The sequence below is a fragment of the Chryseobacterium sp. BGA-UO-ETr-SB22 genome (assembly GCF_059567885.1).
The window spans coordinates 2,379,456-2,399,376 of the sequence record NZ_JCAQOV010000005.1 but is presented as its reverse complement, the minus strand read 5'-3'; the positions used below and the strand labels follow the sequence as shown (position 1 = coordinate 2,399,376).

Annotated in this window: 20 protein-coding genes; 8 read left to right on the top strand and 12 right to left on the bottom strand. The window is 37.8% G+C overall.

All coding sequences use genetic code 11. The annotated features are described in order from the left end of the window. The first annotated feature begins 49 nt into the window (after positions 1 to 49). Together AC57AW_RS18220 and AC57AW_RS18215 are read left to right on the top strand one after the other, a co-directional pair. Positions 50 to 967 (top strand): SRPBCC family protein, encoded by a 918-nt coding sequence (locus AC57AW_RS18220; protein ID WP_496353016.1) that lies wholly within the window; start codon positions 50 to 52, stop codon positions 965 to 967. Positions 968 to 1,300: 333 nt separating this feature from the next. Next, the gene (locus AC57AW_RS18215; RefSeq protein WP_496353015.1) at positions 1,301 to 2,809 is read left to right on the top strand and encodes an amidohydrolase family protein; all 1,509 of its coding nucleotides are present in this window, start codon (positions 1,301 to 1,303) and stop codon (positions 2,807 to 2,809) included. 88 nt (positions 2,810 to 2,897) lie between these two features. Here AC57AW_RS18215 and AC57AW_RS18210 read toward each other — a convergent pair whose 3' ends face one another. After that, complete coding sequence (locus AC57AW_RS18210; RefSeq protein ID WP_496353014.1) at positions 2,898 to 4,109, bottom strand: winged helix-turn-helix domain-containing protein; 1,212 nt, start codon at positions 4,107 to 4,109, stop codon at positions 2,898 to 2,900. Between the two features lie 79 nt (positions 4,110 to 4,188). Next, positions 4,189 to 5,136, bottom strand: a complete 948-nt coding sequence (locus AC57AW_RS18205) for a beta-1,6-N-acetylglucosaminyltransferase (protein ID WP_496353013.1) — start codon at positions 5,134 to 5,136, stop codon at positions 4,189 to 4,191. Between the two features lie 443 nt (positions 5,137 to 5,579). Between AC57AW_RS18205 and AC57AW_RS18200 the strand changes: the two genes are divergently transcribed. The 3 genes from AC57AW_RS18200 (at position 5,580) to AC57AW_RS18190 (ending at position 7,335) form a co-directional block, all read left to right on the top strand. After that, positions 5,580 to 6,365, top strand: a complete 786-nt coding sequence (locus AC57AW_RS18200) for a DEAD/DEAH box helicase (RefSeq protein WP_496353012.1) — start codon at positions 5,580 to 5,582, stop codon at positions 6,363 to 6,365. A 108-nt stretch (positions 6,366 to 6,473) separates the two neighbouring features. Next, positions 6,474 to 6,668, top strand: a complete 195-nt coding sequence (locus AC57AW_RS18195; protein ID WP_318848737.1) for a cold-shock protein — start codon at positions 6,474 to 6,476, stop codon at positions 6,666 to 6,668. Between the two features lie 208 nt (positions 6,669 to 6,876). Further along, on the top strand, positions 6,877 to 7,335 hold the full coding sequence (locus AC57AW_RS18190; protein WP_496353011.1) for a MaoC family dehydratase: 459 nt from the start codon (positions 6,877 to 6,879) through the stop codon (positions 7,333 to 7,335). Positions 7,336 to 7,427: 92 nt separating this feature from the next. Here the strand turns inward: AC57AW_RS18190 and AC57AW_RS18185 are convergent, their stop codons facing one another. Both AC57AW_RS18185 and AC57AW_RS18180 read right to left on the bottom strand, forming a co-directional pair. Beyond that, positions 7,428 to 8,390, bottom strand: coding sequence for a zinc-binding dehydrogenase (locus AC57AW_RS18185; RefSeq protein ID WP_496353010.1), 963 nt, complete (start codon positions 8,388 to 8,390; stop codon positions 7,428 to 7,430). Between the two features lie 44 nt (positions 8,391 to 8,434). Beyond that, positions 8,435 to 9,412, bottom strand: a complete 978-nt coding sequence (locus tag AC57AW_RS18180) for an alpha/beta fold hydrolase (protein WP_496353009.1) — start codon at positions 9,410 to 9,412, stop codon at positions 8,435 to 8,437. A gap of 94 nt (positions 9,413 to 9,506) precedes the next feature. Here AC57AW_RS18180 and AC57AW_RS18175 point away from each other — a divergent pair, with 94 nt between their 5' ends. Continuing rightward, positions 9,507 to 10,373, top strand: coding sequence for a LysR family transcriptional regulator (locus AC57AW_RS18175; protein WP_496353008.1), 867 nt, complete (start codon positions 9,507 to 9,509; stop codon positions 10,371 to 10,373). Positions 10,374 to 10,377: 4 nt separating this feature from the next. Here AC57AW_RS18175 and AC57AW_RS18170 read toward each other — a convergent pair whose 3' ends face one another. The 5 genes from AC57AW_RS18170 to AC57AW_RS18150 all read right to left on the bottom strand — a co-directional run bounded on the left by AC57AW_RS18170 (position 10,378) and on the right by AC57AW_RS18150 (position 14,717). Further along, positions 10,378 to 11,442 (bottom strand): serine hydrolase domain-containing protein, encoded by a 1,065-nt coding sequence (locus tag AC57AW_RS18170; protein ID WP_496353007.1) that lies wholly within the window; start codon positions 11,440 to 11,442, stop codon positions 10,378 to 10,380. Between the two features lie 117 nt (positions 11,443 to 11,559). Beyond that, positions 11,560 to 12,027 carry a nucleoside deaminase gene (locus tag AC57AW_RS18165; RefSeq protein WP_496353006.1) on the bottom strand — a complete coding sequence of 156 codons (468 nt, stop codon included), beginning with the start codon at positions 12,025 to 12,027 and terminating at the stop codon, positions 11,560 to 11,562. Positions 12,028 to 12,039: 12 nt separating this feature from the next. Then, complete coding sequence (locus tag AC57AW_RS18160) at positions 12,040 to 12,924, bottom strand: helix-turn-helix domain-containing protein (protein ID WP_496353005.1); 885 nt, start codon at positions 12,922 to 12,924, stop codon at positions 12,040 to 12,042. Positions 12,925 to 13,061: 137 nt separating this feature from the next. Beyond that, complete coding sequence (locus tag AC57AW_RS18155) at positions 13,062 to 13,427, bottom strand: DsrE family protein (protein ID WP_496353004.1); 366 nt, start codon at positions 13,425 to 13,427, stop codon at positions 13,062 to 13,064. A gap of 204 nt (positions 13,428 to 13,631) precedes the next feature. Continuing rightward, positions 13,632 to 14,717: an NADH:flavin oxidoreductase gene (locus AC57AW_RS18150; protein ID WP_496353003.1), complete on the bottom strand. Its 1,086-nt coding sequence runs from the start codon at positions 14,715 to 14,717 to the stop codon at positions 13,632 to 13,634. A 500-nt stretch (positions 14,718 to 15,217) separates the two neighbouring features. Here AC57AW_RS18150 and AC57AW_RS18145 point away from each other — a divergent pair, with 500 nt between their 5' ends. Both AC57AW_RS18145 and AC57AW_RS18140 read left to right on the top strand, forming a co-directional pair. After that, a complete protein-coding gene (locus AC57AW_RS18145) occupies positions 15,218 to 16,048 on the top strand; it encodes an SDR family NAD(P)-dependent oxidoreductase (protein ID WP_496353002.1) in 831 nt (276 codons plus the stop codon). 61 nt (positions 16,049 to 16,109) lie between these two features. Then, on the top strand, positions 16,110 to 17,030 hold the full coding sequence (locus AC57AW_RS18140) for a helix-turn-helix domain-containing protein (RefSeq protein WP_496353001.1): 921 nt from the start codon (positions 16,110 to 16,112) through the stop codon (positions 17,028 to 17,030). Between the two features lie 21 nt (positions 17,031 to 17,051). Here the strand turns inward: AC57AW_RS18140 and AC57AW_RS18135 are convergent, their stop codons facing one another. The 3 genes from AC57AW_RS18135 to AC57AW_RS18125 all read right to left on the bottom strand — a co-directional run bounded on the left by AC57AW_RS18135 (position 17,052) and on the right by AC57AW_RS18125 (position 19,854). Then, entirely contained in the window at positions 17,052 to 17,540 is a 489-nt protein-coding gene (locus AC57AW_RS18135; protein WP_496353000.1) for a GNAT family N-acetyltransferase, read from the bottom strand. Positions 17,541 to 18,037: 497 nt separating this feature from the next. After that, the gene (locus AC57AW_RS18130; RefSeq protein ID WP_318848724.1) at positions 18,038 to 18,508 is read right to left on the bottom strand and encodes a hypothetical protein; all 471 of its coding nucleotides are present in this window, start codon (positions 18,506 to 18,508) and stop codon (positions 18,038 to 18,040) included. A gap of 665 nt (positions 18,509 to 19,173) precedes the next feature. Further along, positions 19,174 to 19,854, bottom strand: a complete 681-nt coding sequence (locus AC57AW_RS18125) for a hypothetical protein (RefSeq protein WP_496352999.1) — start codon at positions 19,852 to 19,854, stop codon at positions 19,174 to 19,176. Between the last annotated feature and the right edge of the window lie 67 nt (positions 19,855 to 19,921).

The following is a 19,921-nucleotide window of genomic DNA, read 5'->3' as shown; positions in this document are numbered from 1 at the left end:
CGAAAGGATTATCGAAAAGTAATAATTAACACTAATAACAAATAAAATTATGAAATCACAGGATTTTACAACAAGTATTACCGTTGATGCCATGCCACAACAGATATTTGATGCCGTTAATAATGTCCGGGGCTGGTGGTCTGAAAATATTGAAGGATCTACCTCTATACTGAACAGCGAATTTTTCTATCATTACCGGGATGTGCATCGCTGTAAGATAAAAATTACAGAACTACAGCCCAATACCAGAGTGGTGTGGCATGTTCTGGATAATGATTTTAACTTTATTGAAGATAAAACAGAGTGGGTAAACACTCATATCATCTTTGATATCCATGAAAAAGAGGGGAAAACAGAATTGATATTTACGCATCAGGGGCTGGTTCCTGAAGGCGAATGTTATGAAGTCTGTCATGACGCCTGGACTCATTATATTCAGGACAGTTTGAAATCTCTTATCACAACAGGGCAGGGTAAGGCAACTCCCAAAGAAGATTTTACAGCACCTGATCATCAGGAAATAAATACAGATACTAAAAGCATTTATCATAGATTGCTCATTACCGTACCAGTGGAAAAAGTATATGAAGCCATCACTACCCAGGAAGGATTAGCCGGATGGTGGACTCCAGATACGGAAGCCAAAGCTGAGATTGGGAGTATATTAAGGTTTGGTTTTGGTCCTGATTATTTTAAAAATATGGAAGTTGTCGATCTGAAGCCTTATAGTCTGGTGAAATGGCGTTGCGTCAAAGGATTTGAAGATTGGATTGGTACAACTCTTACTTTTGAATTGGAACCGCATAAGAAAGGTTGTATTTTATTATTCCATCATGATGGCTGGAAATCGTACAATTCAGAATTTGCATCCTGCAGCTTTGATTGGGCCTTATTTTTCAGAAGTCTAAAATCTCTCTGCGAAACCGGAAAGGGCTTTCCTTATCCGGATTTTGATAAAATAAATTAATGATGTACTCAATAATTATCTTATTCCCGATTGTCAGGATGTCTAAAAATAGATGATTCTTATCGTTTTGATAAAAAAATAATAAAATAGGGCTGTCTTTCAGGTAAGGCAGCCTTTTAAGTAAGATTGTTTTTGTAACTCAGTGAATTGCATTGGCTGCGGACTTTGAAAAACTGTTTCTGAAATTTAAAAAATTGATAATTCTCATCATTCTTAATGAAATTGGTGTTCTTTTACAGAAAAATTAATTATATTTTTGGTAATTATTTTATCTGCACAATTCTTTATCAAGGGCGATAAAGGATAACAATTGTAGAAAACCACACCAATAGTATGATGAAAAAATACCTTACTTATATAGCACTTTTGGGAGCACCTTTATTTTGGGGACAAAATAAAGTGACCGAAATATCTGCTTACCAGCAGAATTGGAAATCGTCAGAGAAAGAAAATCAGGATATGGCATTTGATGCTGATATAAAACTGTCTGATGCTGAAACAGCTTTGGATAAAAAGATATTTCAGGTGCGCAAGCAGTTTCTGAGTAAAACAGAATCCAAAAAAATATCTTTATACAACAGTTCTTTTTATGAAATAAAACCATTAATAGAAGGCAGTAAGCTGTATGAAGTCTTACAGAACATGCCGAAAGGAGGATTGCTGCATACCCACAGCGGAGGGATAACGGAAGTGAAATGGATCATTTCGGCTGCGAGAAAATACCAGGAATGCTACGTTTACGATCAGAAAGATAATGATCAGTTCATTTTCGGACAGCTGGCTTTTTTTGAAAAAGGAAAAGTGCCGAACGGATTTGTCAGTCTTGATAAAAAACTGAGTTCAAACCCGGATTTTGAAAAAGAACTGCAAGATCTTCTTACTCTGAAACGTGATAACTTATGTTCTTACACAGATTATTGGATTGAATTTGAAAAACGTTTTAAGCGTATCAATCTGCTGCTTCCTTATCGTCCTTTCTTTAAAGAATATTATTTGAAAGGATTCCAGGATTTGATCAAAGATAAAGTACAGCATGTAGAAATCAGATATATTTTTGACGAGCTTTATGATTTCCAGCATGGGAAATACCCGTTGAATACCTCCATCACAGATCTGCAGGATATTCTTAAAGAAGTACACAAGTCTGATCCGCAGTTCACTCTGAAACTCATCTATTCAAGCTTTAAATTCCTGGATAATGAAAGTATTGGAAAACAGTTGGAAACAGCATTTCAGATGAAGAAAGAATTTCCGGATATGATCTCAGGTTTTGACCTTGTAGCAGATGAAGCTGCAGGACATAACATCAGTTTTTTTGAGAAGAACTGGGCAAAACTGAACGAGCTTAATAAAAAGTACGGCGTGGAACTTCCTCTTTTTCTTCATGCCGGAGAAAGTAACTCTGCTCTGAATAAAAATGTTCTGGATGTTGCTTTACTAAACAACAAAAGAATTGGTCACGGACTGAATCTTATTTATTTTCCAAAAACAATGGAGCAGATCAGAAAGCAGAATAAACTGGTTGAAGTAAGTCCCATCAGTAATCAGGTCCTGGGGTATGTAAGTGACTTTAGAAACCATCCTGCCAGAGTATTAATGAGCAATGGAATACAGTGTTCCATCAGCAGTGATGATCCATCAGTATACGGATATACAGGTCTTAGCTACGATTTTTGGGTAGCGCTGGTGTATTGGGAACTGGACGTAAAAGCGTTGAAAAAATTGGTTTTCAATTCTATTAATTATTCTTCTCTGAATGAAAATGAGAAAAAGAAATCACTAATCTATCTGAATCAGCAATGGAATGATTTTGTCCAGAAAACAAATCAGAAGTTAAACTAATCGGGAGCATCCTGATAAAAATAAAATCGCATTATTAAGCCAATAATGCGATTTGTCTTTTAATAGAAGAATATATAATCAAAGGAAGCTATTTTTTAAACTTTAATCTGGATAATTCCTTTTTGACCATAGAACCTAATTTTGGCGGACTTACTTTGGTCAGCATTAGCGATTCACAGCCGTTAAAGACAGCAAAACGTTTTACGGTTTCTACAAAGGGTGTAAACCATATTTCAGGAGCTATAGTATGGTTTTCAATATGCAAATGGATAAGCTCAAACTTTTTTTCCTTTCTGTGCGCTTTACAGTCAACCCTTCCGATAAACTGATCACCGAAAAGGATCGGCAGACAGAAATAGCCATACTGTCTTTTTTCCTTTGGAGTATAGCATTCCAGCCGGAAATCAAAATCAAAAATCTGCTTGATCCGGTCACGGTGAATAATAGAATTATCAAACGGTGACAGCAGCCATACATTGGAGTCTGTCTGATCAAAGGTTTTTTCCAGCAGATCATTTTGAACAAAAACAAAATTTCCTCCATCAACCTTGACTTTCGAAATTCTCTCTTCTTCCAACATATTCTGCAATACTTCATTGACATTCTTTTTCAAATCATTTCCTTTACGAAGATGGGTAATTTGTTTTACCGTAGTAAATCCATAAGCGCGCAGGTTGGTTGTTACCAGATATTCCGCCAGCTCAAATGGAGTAGGTTCCGTAGTATCAATGGAAGATGGCAAGACTCTTTCAGCCAGATCATATGTTTTCTGCATCCCGGAACGTCCGCTGATCATCAGGTATCCCTGCATGAAAAGTCTTTCAAGAGCTAGTTTTGCAGGCTTCCAGTTCCACCAGGTTCCTGTTTTATGGCTTTCATTTTCGAAATCTCTTGCCCGTTTAGGACCTTCATTGCGGATGGTGTCTGTGACATATTCCATTACTTTCGGGTCTGCATTGTAGTAACGGGATTCTCCACGTTTGATGCTCAGCATTTGGGGCAAAACATACCTGAAATCCTGCATAGGAAGATAGGATGCAGCATGAAACCAATATTCAAATACCTGACGTTCTTCTACCAGTTCTTCCAGATAATTTGCCTGAAAGTCCGGGATTCTCGTCCAAAGCGTATGATGATGGGCGCGTTCCACCATAGAAAGTGTATCAATCTGTAGGTATCCGAGATGCTTCAATGCATTCAGAACCGCTTCTTTTCCGGTTCCGAACGGTGTGTTTTGTGTTAATCCCTGACGATCTAATGTTGTAAGCTTTAAGTGCTTCAATGACAACTTCTTTTCCATATGTTAAATTCAAAGCAAACAGGTTTGAGGATTTTTTTTCAAATATAATGATTTGACCAAATAGCAGTAAGGTGAAGAATCAGTTGTTCTGGTCGTTGTCCCTTTTCAATTCCCTTTCAATTTCATCCACATAAGGTAAAGGAAGATGAAAACTTTCTTCAATGTATTTCCTGATATTTTCATCAGTTTTGCCGTTTACCTTTCTGATAAAAAGTTGATTTCCGGATTTTAAGGATTCAATATAATTGAAGGTAGCCTGTGTATTTTGAAAAATTGATTTCTCAAGTACCGCTCTTTTATCATCATTGATGATGATATCATTAAATGAGGTATTCATAAGAACAGTCTGAAAAAATGATTCTGCTGGTAAAAAAGTATGAAGATAATAATCTTCAAAATCCAGTACAGTGGTATTATTGGTTAAAAATACGCAGGTTTCTCTTGTGAAAATAAACCATTTTCCGCCGATAAAAGGGATCACATCATTCATGAATGCTCTTTTGTGAATGAAAGAGGAGATCACATGGGCCAGTTCTGTGAAATAATTTTGTATTCTTTGCAGAGTATCCGGTCTGTAAAATTTCTGGTCGTAATAAAAAAGATAATTTCTGTCTTTATTGACGGAAAGAAATTGACGGATGATATTTTGTGATTTCAGAGGATAATCTTCGCCGCTTAGATTAATAAAATAATCCCATTCTTTACTTACATTTAAAAGGAATTCCATAGCATTCAACTCTGCCTGTACCATATTGAAGCCTCCCGAAACAATATTCAGGCTGTCCAGAATATAGACATTGGGAAACTGAACTATATAGAGCTGTATTTTTTCAATGAAATCGGGCTTAGCTTTTCTGTCGATATGGATAAGGTAAAACTGATCCCTTGTATAAATCTTCTGAAACATTTCCTTAAATACTTCAGGTTTATGATGTAGCATAATGAAATAAGCTATCCTTACATGCGGGCCTGTATGTGATTCTAGCGTTTTGGGGTAAGGTTTTGCTGTAGGAGCAGAGGTTTGCATGATTAGGAGTTTAAAATCATCAGCGCTGGCAAACAATTTGTTAATTGCTAGAAGGTAAGAATAATTTTTTGATAATCAATCAATTAAATAGAATTGTGTTTGTTTTTTTTATTGTATTTTTGCAGAACATTTATAAAACAGGTCACTGCCTTTGCTATTCTGTAATAGTTTAAAATCACATTTTTTTCTTTCAGTTTTGCTTTTTCAGCTACCAATTTATAGTCTTTGTTTCCTAGGCAGAAATCTGAGATTATAAAGTTCTATTGTAGAGGAGCGATGCGTCATGGCTGAATAATCCGTAATATGTTAAAGGATTATTGTTGCCAAAACAAGAAAAAGATGAGCAGAAAAGAATATTCTTTATTTGTTTATCCTTACCATATAAGAACTCAAATTCTGGTTAACAGATTTGCTTACAAAATACCGGAAAACCGGAATTTATAATGAATTTTAAAAATTTAAATTTAATTAATCCTATTATCCGTGCAGTGACAGAAAGCGGATATTCCAAACCTACTGAAATACAGTGTAACGCTGTTCCTCCTATTTTAGAAGGAAGAGACGTTGTAGGATCTGCTCAGTCTGGTACAGGAAAAACAGCAGCATTTGTGATGCCTATTTTGCAACTGCTGAAAAGACATACTCCGGAACATAAAGAAATACGAATTCTAATACTTACACCAACATCGGAATTGGCTATACAGCTAGAAGAAAATCTTGGTATTTACAGTAAATACTTACCTTTGTCTCAACTTTCCGTTTATGAAGGTATTCCCATTGGAAGCCAGCTTGCAGCGCTGAGAAAAAGAGTAGATATTCTTGTGGCAACACCAGGAAGACTGCTTGATTTGCAGAATCAGAGACATATTGATCTTTCCAAAATTGAGATATTTGTATTAGATAAAGCAGATAAAATGCTTAATATGGGATTCATTAATGATGTGAAAAATGTGGTAAAACTGCTTCCCCAGAAAAGACAGAATCTGTTTTTTTCTACAACAATGCCGGGAAGTGTAAGACATTTTGCCGGAACAATACTGAACAATCCTGTGGAGGTTATTGTCAATCCGGTTTCTTCAACAGGGCAGGCGGCTAAGCAGCCGGTTTGTTTTGTAGAAAAAGAAAAGAAAACAGATGTGCAGGCTGATGCACTGCAGAAAAAAAATATAAGATCATTGGTTTTTACACGTACTAAACATGTAGCCAATAAACTGGTTCAGCAGCCGTAGAACTTCCGGACATTTCAGAAAATCCGGAATAGAAAGAAATGCTATTTTTATAAATAGAATCTGTAACGTTTACAGACTATAATATACAATTTTTTAATAATAATTACAATGCAAGAAGGCACCGTAAAATTTTTCAATGAAGCAAAAGGCTTCGGTTTTATTACTCCAGCAGATGGAAGTAAAGATATATTTGTACATTCTTCAGGATTAACTACAAGATCAATCCGTGAAAATGATAAAGTAGTTTTTGATGTACAAAAAAGTGATAAAGGCTTAAATGCTGTTAACGTAAAGTTAGCATAATTAAAGTCTTGCTTGCAGGAATATTACAATAACATTCCTTCCCATATTAAGTCTCATATTTTTTATGCACATTCAAAACCCATGGAACCTGGTATCAGGATCTGTTGTTTGAAAAGTATAAGAAATATGCAGACTTAATTTACAATTATTACAGTGTGGTGATGTCAGCTGTAAATATTTTAATCCCTCAAAAGGTTCAGAAAATAATATGATTGTTATCAATAATTTTGATGAGTATAAGTCTCTTGAAGGACAGGTGATAGGAGATTCTGCCTGGCATACAATAGATCAGGATCAGATCAACAGATTTGCAGATGCTACTTTAGACAATCAGTGGATTCATACAGATAAAGAAAGGGCAGAAAAAGAAGGTCCTTTTAAATCAACCATTGCTCATGGTTATTTGACATTATCATTGATTCCTTATCTCTGGAAACAGATTGCAGATGTCCGGAATGTAAAAATGGAAATCAATTACGGAATTGAGAATCTTAAATTCGGAGATGCTGTTCCGGTAGATAGTGAAGTAAAGCTTCAGGCAACGGTAAAATCTGTAATCAATCTCAAAGGAACTGTAAAGGCAGTAGTTGAAGCCAAACTGCTCATTAAAGATCATATAAAACCTGCTTATACAGGTGATGTGGTTTTCCTTTATCACTTTTCCTGATCCTCAATTTTTAAATTGTTAATGCTTTATCAATAAAAAAGCATCATTGATTTCAATGATACTTTTAAATTTTTTGAGCTATTCATGCATCTTTATAATGATAGCACTATTTTACCTAATAGAGGTCTGTCCCGTTTAGAATCCTCCATTCTCTGATGGGCTTTTTGAATCTCTTCAAGAGGGTAGATGCTGTCTATAACTGGTTGTATCTGTCCGGTTTCTATTAATTGGGTAATATGATGAAGTTCATCCCTGCTTTGTCGGGTAAAAACAAAATGATAGGTAGCATTTTTTTCCCAGGCGTGGATAAGGTTTTGTGGCTGGGCAATATCAACCAACGTTACAACAGTTCCATAATCAGCTAAAGCAAGCGGACTGTCTGAAAGCGTACTTCCTCCAACTGTATCAATAATCACATCAACACCTTTTCCGTGGGTATAAGACTGTATTTTTTCAACCCAGTTGTCTTTGTGATGGTCAATAATTACATCCGCTCCCAGATGCTGAAGTTTTTCATGTAAACTGCTTTGTCCGGTCGTGTATACATAAGCACCTAATGAATGAGCGACCTGTATGGCGAGTGAGCCTACACCTCCTGCACCTCCAAGGATGAGAATGCGGTCTCCTTTTTTTAAATGAGCCCTTACTACGATCATTTCCCATACTGTTCCTCCAATAAGCGGAATGGCTGCTGCTTCCTCATAGCTAAGAGTAGCAGGCATTCTTGATAATGAGGATTCGTCGGTAACATGGTATTCAGAATAGCTGCCCGGACCACCAAAACGAGGGGAGTAATAGACTTTATCACCAGGTTTCCACTTTTTCACGGCTTCACCTACTGCGATAACATCACCGGCAATATCGTGACCGGTTGTGAGAGGCAATTCAAAGTGTGATGCATAGTCTCCGCGTCTTACCTGATAATCCAGAGGGTTTACCGAAGTGGCTCTCACTTTCACCAATACCTGTGAAGGCTCCGTTATAAAAGGAGTGGGGCTTTCCGTTACCTCCAGAACTTCCGGCCCGCCGTAGTTTTTAATGACAATTGTTTTCATGCAATAATTTTGTTTACTTTTTGAATAGTTTAAACCTACATTGACTATTGAGGCAGTGTTCCCATAAATTCAAATATTTCAACTCCTATTTCCTCAGCGTTTGTTTCCAGAGCGAAATGTCCGGTATCATAAAATTTTAATTTTGCATCCGGCAGATCCTTTTTATAAGCTTCAGCTCCTGCAGGAAGAAAATAAGGATCTTTATTTCCCCATACCAATAATACTTTCGGTTGGTGTTTTCTGAAATATTCATGGAATTTTGGATACAAAGCAACATTGGTTCTATAATCTTTTACCAGATCCAATTGAATTTCTACATTTCCCGGTCTGTCAAGAAATTTCTGATCAAGGGTATAGGCTTCCGGTGCAATTAAAGAAAGATCAGAAACTCCATGTTGATATTGAAACAGCGTAACTTCTTTAGAAACAAAACCTTTTAAAGCAAGGCGGTTTGCCTGTGATGGGTCTTTCCAGTATTTCTGTATAGGATTCCATTCTTTGCTTAGTCCTTCTTCATAGGCATTTCCGTTTTGAGAAACGATACCGGTAATTTTCTCAGGATTATTCATGGCGAGACGTAAACCTACAGGAGCGCCATAATCAAAGATATAAACTGCAAAACGTTTCATACCAAGTTGATCTACAAATGCCTGCATTGTTGCTGCAAGATTGTCAAATGTATAAGAGAACTGCTGATGATCCGGAGCATCAGAATAACCGAATCCGGGAAGATCCGGAGCAATGACATGATACTTTTTGCTTAAAATCGGAATCAGATTTCTAAACATATGAGATGAGGTAGGATATCCGTGTAGAAGAAGTATTGTAGGAGCATTCGCTGGTCCTGCTTCTCTGTAAAACAGATTTAAATCATTGACCTTGATGTTGCGGTAGTGAGTGGGATGGTTTTCCATAATGTGATTATTTAGATTTAAGTTTTGATGAGATTGAGCCATTGTCATATTGCTTGTGAATAGGGCAACCGACAGGCCTGCAATGAATGGTTTGGAAATTATTTTCATTTAATTTTTTTGATAGTTCAAAATTAATACAGATATTTGATTACTGAAAACGATTAATTATAATCAATGTGATCACTTTTAATGATTAATAGGTATGAATATAAATGATTTAAAAATATTTGAAGCCGTGGCAGAAAGTGGCAGTTTTACTAAAGCTGCTTCCATGATGTTTACGGTTCAGTCGAATGTTACCGCAAGAATAAAAAGTCTTGAAGATGAGTTGGATGCTAAACTTTTCTCACGTACCTCCCGAAAGGTAGAACTTACTTCCGAAGGCATGATCCTGATGCAGTATTCTAAGCAGATTCAGCATTTGGTGGAAGAAGCAAAAAATAATATCCGGAGCGGAGAAAATATCAGAGGATGTCTGAAAATAGGCTGTATAGAAACCACGATGGCATTGAAAGTACCTGAAATTCTCAATACCTTCGATGAAAAATATCCCGGCATTGAGCTGGAGTTTAAATCAGATACAAGAGATTCAGTGCTTTCCGGAGTTCTGGATTACAGGCTGGATGCAGCTTTTGTTTCCGCTCCGGTGAATGCCAAAGGACTGGAGAAGATCTGTATTAAAGAAGAACAGCTTGTCATTCTTGCCTCATCAAAAGGCCCGAATCTGCAGACACTCATTGCGAATGAACCGTTGAAGATTGTCGTATTTGATGAAGGCTGTATTTTCAGGGAAAGATTAGAATCCTGGTTAAGCCATAAGGGAATTCTGAACTATAAAAGTACCACCCTGAATTCTATTGAGGGAGTGATCAACTTCGTGGAAGCAGGGTTGGGAATCAGTATTCTGCCGGAAGAAATTATTTCCAAATATTACGCAGGAAGAGACATTAAGACTTATGGACTGAATAAACAGCTGGGAACCATGAATACCATTCTTGTTTTCAGAAAAGACGGTCCCCAGTCCAGGGCTTTACAGTGCTTTATTGAGATGCATGCGCAACTATTATAATCTGTTACAATTTGTTTTTGACTTCAGGAAGTGTAATTTCTTTGTTATAAAGCAGATTAACCACATTTTTTATGAAATCTTCCTTTTTAAGCCGTTCACCATTGGTATCATAAGCGATGGAGAGATCTGCCTCTTTATTATAGATGAGAATGGCGTGTGATCCTAAGGTATCGCCGCCATGACCGTAAAATGTAATGCCGTCAAAATCCCAGATTGCCATTCCTCTTCCCCAGTTTTCTTTTCCCAATACAGGTTCCATCAGTTTCAGCGTTTCTTTTTTCAGAATGACATTATGGAATAAGCTGTTGATGAAAATATTCAGATCATATGGTGTTGAAGAGATATCACCCACGCCAATTACATTGAGAAAGTCTATTTCCTTTTTCAACATACTCCAGGAATTGTTTTCATAACGATAAGGCAGGAATATATTTTTTTGATGGGCTTTGAAAGGTGTGAAATTTTTTAATTGGAGAGGTTTTATAATCTCTGATTGAACGATTTTGTAAAAAGACTTTTCATATTTTCTTTCGAGAATTTTCGTTAAAAGATAATAAGCAGAGTTAGAATATGCCACCTTTTCACCGGGCTCAAAACTCTTCCCCTGTTTGATGATCAGATCCATTATCTCTTTGTCACTTACTTTTCTGGTAACCCATACTTCTCCATCTTTCACCACATAGCTTCCTAGCCCGCTGGTATGTTCCAATAGATTTTTAATAGTAATTTTATCAGCATTGGGAATCTCAGGATAAAACTCAGAAAGTTGAGTATTGAGATTCAGTTTATTCTCTTCAATTAACTTGAAAATTAAAACGGCTGTAATCATTTTGGTCACAGAGCCTACCTGATATTTAGTATCTTTATTATAAGTGAATTCCGGGATGTTTTTTTGTCCGAAATTTTTAGAATAAACCTCTTTACCATTTTTAAAAATCGACAAACTGCCCACTCCCAGATTATTCTTTTCAATATAACTGAAGTATTGATCTAGTTTTTCCGGGTTGATGGTTTGGGAAAAAAAATAATTGGAAATAAGAAGAAGTAGTAATGCAATTTTAAAGTTCATGATGCGTCTTTGTGGGTCTAGTCATTTATAAAACAACCGGATGGGTAAGAATATTACATCGTATGATACTTTTGTCTTCCAATATACCTTGTGAAAGGGCTTTTAATTGTATCGCAATTATTTCTGTTGAGAGAGATAGTCTGCAAACTGTTTATTCAGTGCTTCACATTCATGCTGTAATATTCCTGTTTCTATTTCAGGTTTGTTTCCCCATTTGGGAATGGTTTCTGTTTCAAGGATTTTAAATTCCGAAGACTGTCCGCCCACCAAAGGAACGGAAACTCCAAACACAATTTTTGCAATTTTGTGATGTCTGATGAGGTAGGAGCACATGATGCAGGGCTCGTGTGTAGAGAACATCACAGACTTATCCAGCATATCTCTGTAGCCATTTTCCAGCGCATCTTTTACCGCCAGAATTTCAGCATGCTGTGTAATATCGCCGCTTGATTTTCCGGATTCAATGCCTCTGCCTATAATCTTGTCATTATAAACTAATAAAGAGCCTACCGGAGGGTTTCCCTTTTCCAATGCCTGCTTAGCGAGTTCAATGCATTGAAGCATATATTCATTGTAATTGTTCATTGTTATTTCTGATTAAGATTCGCAGCCTCTGTTGAACCCGATGGTATTTCTGTACATCTGAGGTGAGATATCTGTTTTATTTTTAAAAAGCCTGCTGAAATAATATTCATCCTCATAGCCCAGTTCATACGCTATTTCTTTGATCGTTTTGTCCGTAAGATACAATTCTCTCTTGGCTTCAATGATGATTCGCTCCATGATCAGATCAGAAAGGGTTTTATTAAAATGATTTTTTGTAATCCTTGCGAGTGAAGCAGGGGTCTGATTCAATAAATCTGCATAATCACTGGCAGAATGTTTCGTCCGGAAATGATCTTCTATCGCATTTTTAAGATTCTGAATAAGAAACTGCTGCTTGATATGAGCCGTTCCCGAATCCTGAACCGTCTGCTGTTCCAGTTTTATCCTTGTAGCGGTTACCAGCAGGATTTTAAGATAAGAAACCAAAACCTCATCTTTCCTGAAAGCATCTGCTTTTAACTCATTGGCAATTCCGCTGATCAGATTCAAAACAGAACTTTTACTGAATTCATCCAGGCAGATAAAAGGCTGCTGATAGACATTGTTAAATAAAATACCGTTAGCTGCAATTTCTTTATGATGTCTGTAAATACAGAAAAAATCATGGTGAAACTGGATCGCAATTCCCATAATCGGTTCTACGGAATGCAGCATAAAAGGCTGGTAAGGATACAATGCAAACAACGTATTTTCTTTGAATGAATAATCCGAAAGATCTACGGTAGCAACCCCTTCCCCTGAAGTAATCAGTATCAGCGTAAAATAATTATTGCGCTGGATATGATCAAAATAACTGTTGTTATCAAACTCAAATAGTTTGAACGCCAGATTTCCATTCTGCTGATTGATGAGCGTATATACAGACTGTGATAACATGATCTATGCAATTTAATTAATATTTTTAACAAAGGAAGAAGAAAGTTCTTGACATAGCAATCCGTTCTTTACTGGAAAAAATCCTTGTCAAGGTTCTAAACCTTGACAAGGATACATACATGACAATTGAAAAGCTGTTAGAAAATCAAAATATCATATCCGTCATTTCTGAGACTTAGGAAACTTGGCAGTCCCGGAGTTCCCTGTACTTCATTTTCGTTGAGTAATTCATATCCCGAAACCTCAGTTCCAAATACGGCAACGCAGCCTTTTGAAAGACCGTGAACATAGTCTTTTACTTCACTGTAAAGTCCATGTATAGGGTGATCTGCTTTTTCAAGCTGTTCCGGCCATCTGATCCCCGTACCCTGGAAAATAATCTTTACCTCTTCACCTGCATGTTTGAACTCGTATGCTGATGCCAAAGCATTAAACACTCTTCCCATAGCTTCTTCTGAACCAGCTTTAGGATCAGAAAGAATAATAATTGCTGTTTTTTTCATTTTGAAAATTTTATTTACTCTGCAAAGATGTGGGAATAACGGGCGCTAAAGAATGGATGATTTTTACTTTGTAATGGAGATTTTTGCAAGCTTAAAACCATTGTCTGCTCCAGGTGATTTCCGGTCTGCATAGGCTTATTGAAAAAATATAGCGAACCTTCATATGAAAGTTCGCTTTACAGGAATCAGCAGGAAAAAGACAGATTAGGATCCCGGTTTTACAAAGGTCTGCCAGCCTCTCATGGTTTCAATGAAGCGTTCACTGAGACCGCCTTCACGAAGATAATCTGCGGTTACAGGAAGCTGTGGGCTGTCATACAATGGGTTGGCTTTTACCTGAAGCGGGAAATCCCGTTGCAGAATTCCGGCTCTCGCAATCAGGACAAAATCACAGCCTTCATCCAGTAGTTCTCCTGCACGCTGTGCGCTCATTATTTTTCCGGCTGCTCCCAAACGGACTCCTTTACGCGGAAGTTCTGTGAAAACACTGAGCATCGTTTTCCCCTGAAATGTCCCTTCCCGTACCAGCTGTGCAGAATCCCAAAGTGCCAGATCAAGATAATCAATCAGTTCTTTGTCAAAAATTTCAGCGGTGATTTCCCGTAGTTCTTCCAAACGCAGTCCATACCGCTCAATAGACAAACGCCAGCCAATCTGAAAATCTGGACCACAGGCTTTGCGAATTCCTTCAATAACTTCAAGGGTGAAACGGGCACGGTTTTCTATACTGCCTCCATATTGATCCGCCCGGTCGTTGAGATTAGGAGACAGAAACTCCGAAAGAATCCATCCGAAAGCACCATGAACAGATACTCCGTCAAATCCTGAAAGCTGAGCCCTCCTGGCAGCTTCAATAAAACTGTCGCGGATTCGGCCCACTTCCTCGGTAGTGATAGCTCTGATATTAGGGACTGTTTTACTGGATGCAGGAGCAGGTATTCCTCCTACAGACGGTTTTGCCCTGTGTCCGGCGTGGTGCAGCTGTACAGCAGATAATGTACCTCCTTCACGGATTGCTGTGGCCATTTGCGTTAAACCCGGCAGGTGTTTGTCACTGTGAATTCCCAGCTGGCGTTCAAAGGCGATGGCTCCTGCTTCTACAGTAGAGGCACTGGTTTGTATCAGTCCGTAACCGCCCTGTGCAAGCTGTTCCATCCAGAGTTGGTCGTATAGGGATGCTGTACCATCATAATCACTTTGCTGACTCGTTAAAGGGGCCAGCATAAAACGGTTTCTCATGGCTGGACCATGGAGAAAGGTAAGGGGTTTGAATAAATCTGAAACAGACATTTTGTTTACATTTTAAGGTTGTACTTCTCTATTTTGTCTGTTGCAAAGTTGCATTTATTACCTACCGCTGGAAATGGATGATTTTAATGATATGATGGATGTTTTTTCAGCTTTCTATCTGGCTGTCTAATCTTTAAAATCATCTGAAAAATCGAAAATTTTTAAAAACTGATGTGAACTTATTCTGCATAAGGATATCCTCTAAAAACTACTAAAGTGTTTAAGGCTTTTGTGACTTTTGTGGTTTTGTTTTTAACCACAGATTGCACAGATGTTCACGATAAAGATTGTATACTTATAAAAAATCAAAGATTTTTAAAAACTTATCTGTCCTTACTCTGCGTAAGAATATCCTCCAAAGCTCGTTTAAGTGTTTAAAATTCTTGTGGTTTTGTTTCAACTTAAAGATCCTCAATTCGCCTACAAAGGTCTGCGATTAGCCTACAATTTGAGGAGACAGGCTTTATAATTTTGCTTTATCAAAAAAACATTTTAAAATTATGATACAGCAAAATAGAATCTGGTTCATTACCGGAGCATCAAGAGGTTTCGGACGCATCTGGACAGAAGCAGCGCTGGAACGTGGTGACAAAGTGGTAGCCACCACAAGAAAACTGGAAAGTATTGCCGATTTTAAAGAAAAATATGGTGATAATGTACTGACTTTAGCATTGGATGTTACCCAGCCTGAGCAGGTAAAAGAAGCCGTACATAAAGCGCATCAGCATTTCGGGAAACTGGATATCGTACTGAACAACGCAGGATATTCGCTGGTAGGAACCATAGAAGAGGCAGGTGCAGATGAAATCCGTGCTTTATATGAAACCAATATTCTTGGTCCTGTAAGTGTCATTCAGGCGGTACTGCCGATATTAAGAGAGCAGGGATATGGGCATATTCTGGGGACTTCAAGTAATCTGGGACACGTTACATTGCCAGTCATTGGATATTACAGTTCTTCCAAATGGGCTTTTGAAGCCATCCATGAGAGTCTTGCGGAAGAGATCAAGCAATTCGGGATTAAAGTAACCGTCATAGAGCCGGGAGCGTATGCTACAGAATTTGGAAGTCAGGACTCACTGAAGTTTTCTCAGAACATGGAGGTGTACAATGACTTTAAGACAGAATTTATAAAGACCATTCAGTCTTATGAACGGGGAAATCCTAAGGCGACACCAGAAGCGCTCTTCAAAATGGTAGATGCTGAAAATCCACCGTTGCGCTTTCATTTGGGAAGCCATAATCTTCCTTTGGTGAAGTCTGTGTATGCAGAAAGAATCAATCTTTGGGAAGCCTGGGATGAAGTTTCCAGCGCAGCGCAGGGATCATAACAAACAGTAACAGCCGGTTATAAAATTATAGCCGGTTTTTCGTACCTTTAAAATACCATTTATGAAAAAGACAGATCAAACTCCGTTCAAATTTGAATCGTTATCAGAGGCCAGTCGGTTTTTCGGACTGCCAACACCCAAGCATCCTCTCATTAGCTTAATGAATGGGGCGCATAATCTGGTGGCAACCGATAAATTGTCTCAAAAACATGTGCTGAGTTTCTATAAAATATCCTATAAACCCAAACTGGACGGCAGAATAGAATACGGACAAGGCTACTACGATTTTAATGAAGGCGGACTGCTCTTTGCAGCACCCGGCCAGGTGATAGGAGGGAACGGAAACAGTGATACGGTCTGTTCACAATATTCTCTGCTCATTCATCCTGACTTCTTTCTGGGATATCCCATCGCGAGAAAAATCAGACAATATGGTTTTTTCTCCTATTCTACGAAAGAAACCCTGCATCTTTCTGAAGAAGAGAAAAATACGGTACTTTCTATCTTTAATTTTATTGAATCTGAACTCAACAGCCGTATTGATGATTTCAGCCATGATGTGATGATTTCTCAGATAGAGCTGCTTCTTAACTATGCCAATCGTTTTTATAAACGCCAGTTCATTACCCGTAAAGCAACAAGCAGCACCCTTTTACAAAAATTTGAAGACCTGCTGGATGCTTATTTTAAAGATGAAATGTCCCTTAGCAAAGGAATACCCACTGTGAGTTATTTTGCGGAAAATCTCCATCTTTCACCCAGTTATTTAAGTGATATGCTGCGTTCCTTAACGGGGCAGAGTACCCAGCAGCATATTCATGACAAACTGATCAGCCAGGCCAAAGAAATGCTTTCTACCACCAGCCTGTCTGTAAGTGAAGTGGCGTATGCACTGGGGTTTGAGCATTCCCAGTCGTTCAGTAATTTATTTAAAACAAAAACCAAGCTTTCCCCTTTAGAATTCAGGAAATCTTTCAATTAATCTTTGCTGTAGATAGCTGTATTAACGGTCGAGTCTGTAAATAAATTCCTCAATCTCGGTTTGTCTGGCATTGGCGAAGCCTTTATCTGTACCGATTTTAACAAATCCACAGTTTTCCAATACCTTTTGTGAACCCAGATTGTCAAAAGCAACACGTCCAAAAATAGGTCTTGTGGTTTCAAGGGTGAGAAAGTCTTTCAATGCTGTTGTGGCAACTCCTTTTCCCCAGAAAGGTTTATCAATCCAATAGGTGATTTCTGCATTGCCTTCCATGATAAACTTGGCAATACTTCCGGCAATTACAGTATCAGCCATAATGGTCTGGTTGTTGACGGTGGGATCATCCAGCAATTTTGTGAATTTGGCCAGATAGGCTTCTTTATTGGTGGAATCCTTTGAAATAAAAGCTGCCAGATAATTGGCTTCAGGATCAAGCTGAAATTCGAAAAGAGTATCCAGATCAGCTACTACAGTCGGTCTGAGTTGTATTTCATAGGTATTATTTTTCATTTGGATTGGTGTGTTGGTTGATCTTCAAATATAGAACTTATTTAAGCTTTCTCCATTGAACTCTAATCTTTAAAGTGTTTAAAAACGGATGTGCCTTTTGTGGTTTTATTTCCCACAGATTTCACAGATTTTCACAGATGTTTGTGGTTAATGGAGCAGGCCTGTAAAAAATCAAAGATTTTTTTTAACCTTATGTGAACTTACTCTACGCAAGGATATCCTCTAAAACTACTAAAGTGTTTGAAAGCTTTTGTGCCTTTTGTGGTTTTATTTCCCGCAGATCTCGCAGATTTTCACAGATGTTTGTGAATATTTTATACTGTTGATGGTTTTGCGTGTAGGACCACCCCGTCAAAAATTTTTTTGAATTTTTGCCACCCCTCCGGAGGAGGGGAATGTTTGCCCCTTCAGTTGAAGTATTTGTGGCTTTTGTAGTTCATTTTAACCGCAGATATTTTTTACACCAACGCGGTCATGAAATTTTATGAATAAAAATATTAGCGGACAATAAGATAGATTCCGACACCAATTGCAGCATACGCTGTCACTGTAAGAATATCAGCGATGGGTTGTGAAAAGCGTTTCTCCGCAATTTTCTCACTATTGATCTGGTTCTTATGGAATTTCAGCGTTTGTTTAGCATTACGAACCGGATGTGCCACAAGGCTGTCGCTTTCCCATCGGTCAACGATTACTTTATAACTCTTGCCATTCACTTCAATTTTAACATTTTTGCCAGAGGCAAGTTTCTCCTGAATATTGATGGGAGCAGGAGCTTGTGCTGCGTTCAGGCTTGGAGATGCGGCGGCTGTACTATTCATTTGCGGAGAAGTAGTATTAGCAATAGCTGTATTTTTTTTAGAGTCTTGCTTATTGTCGGGCGCTGTATCCACTTGCTTTTTTACCTGGTAGGTATAGCAGCTGCTAAGAGAAAATAAGAGGATGATGAGATAAAGATTCTTTCGCATGAGCCAAATTTAAGAATTAAACGCAATATTTAGCATTTTCTTTTGAAAGATCCTGCTTTTTTTACTATCCCGATGCGAAAAGTCTTCTGACGCTGAGCCAATCAAATAATTTTGCTATGCTCCAAAGTTGGTTGACTTCGGAGGGTGAGTAGTGGTATAGAAAGCCTATTTTAGCCTTTTACCCCCTTAAGAAGTCCCTCCAGCCACTATGATAAGGGTCTCGAACCCCTTATGTAACCCCCTTTACCCCCTTATACAACCCCCTATACCCCCTTACCCAAGGGGGTAGATCCCCTTACTTAATAGGGTAGAGGCTGTTCCGAAGTCCCTGGAGAGGGTATGATAAGTGGGTAAAGCCCCTTAGATAACGGTCTGGAGGTGGTTTATAACTTTCAGGACACACTTGTATGATTGTCAATATACACTTATCTAAGTGTCTGCAGACAGTTTTTTAAGTGGTGAGAGCGACCAGGGAAGAAGCTGAAGATATTTCTGTAAGTGGTTCCGGACACTTGGGTAAGTGTTGCAGATTATTTTTGAAGATGTCGCAGACAGTTTGGAAAATCCTTCCGGATACTTGTGGAAATGTCCGGAGGCTCTTTGAAAGTGCCTTCAGCCTTTGTATTGAATTCTATGTTTTTTATGAAAGCGCTGAACCAGCGTGGTTAATAATATTCAAATACTCTTTCTGTTTTTTGTTGTATTGCTCCCTGATCATCTACTAATTCTTCATAAATGGAGTTGGCCTGCGGATCAAGTTTTATATTCTTATAAATGAGCTTAGATTTTTTTTGCTTAGTGGCATCTTCTAGAATGGTTTCACTTCTCATTTCATTGATGTAGGTGTAGAAAATAGTGCTGTTAACTAAGGTTTCAAAGAAATTTCCGGTTTCTTCTGTTTTTATAAGACGGTTATTTTTGTCAAAATAAAACAATTTGCTAAGAGATATATTGTGAGCAGAATCATTTGAAATTCTTTTGTACAGAGAATCCGAAACTTTTTCAAAATAACCTGTAGTTTCTATCTTCTTATTTCCAGGATTAAAGGCTTCAAAATAGCGTTTGGCTTTGTCCTTTGAATTATAAGTGATGATCTTATTGATAGATTTTTCATGAGAAGGTCTGCTTCCGATCGCATTGTAATATTCTATTTTTGTCAGAAACCCCTCTTTGTCATAATAGGAAATATTTTTATAAATGTTCTCCGGTGAATAAGTGGTGATCTCTGTTATGGTTTTGGGATGCCCGAAATAGTTAGAAAACTGCAGGTCATTAATGGTAGATTTTTCCTGGCCACTTACAAGAGCATATAACAGAATAAACAGATAGCTAAGTGTTGTTTTCATATGGTAAGTGTAGAGGTGTTCTAGAATTTCCGCTGAGTTTCAAATATAAGTAACTTTCATGCGGGAA